Source organism: Streptomyces alkaliterrae (assembly GCF_007097205.2).
GTDB lineage: Bacteria > Actinomycetota > Actinomycetes > Streptomycetales > Streptomycetaceae > Streptomyces > Streptomyces alkaliterrae.
Genome location: NZ_VJYK02000726.1, coordinates 1 through 428 on the forward strand (window position 1 = coordinate 1; position 428 = coordinate 428).

General features: G+C 65.7%; 1 protein-coding gene. It reads left to right on the plus strand.

Going from position 1 to position 428, the window contains the following annotated elements; all coding sequences use genetic code 11:
• Positions 1-428: acyl-CoA dehydrogenase family protein (locus FNX44_RS30185; RefSeq protein ID WP_500274221.1), on the plus strand; the 428-nt coding region annotated here is incomplete at both ends.

Sequence of the window (428 nt, forward strand, 5' to 3'; positions counted from 1 at the left end):
GTGGACCTGTATGCGCGCCTGGAAGACGGCACCGACGTGATCGCCGCCGTCAGCTCACATCAGCCGGGCGTGACGCACCACGACGACTGGAACGGCTTCGGCCAGCGCACCACCGGCAGCGGCACGTCGGTGTATGAGAACGCCGCCGTGGAAGACGAGAACATCTTCCCGTTCAGCAGCCGCTTCAAGTACCAGACGGCGTTCTACCAGCTGTTCCACCTCGCCACGCTGGCCGGCATTGCGCGCGCCATCACTCGCGAAGTTGCGCAGCAGGTGCGCGAGCGAAAACGCATCTTCAGCACCGGCAATGCCTCGGCGGTGGCGCAAGACGTCCAGGTGCAGCAGGTGGTTGGTGAGGTATCAGCATTGGCCTACGCAGCGGAGGCCACGGCCATTCGCGCCACGTTTGCCGCCCAGCGCGCCTACGA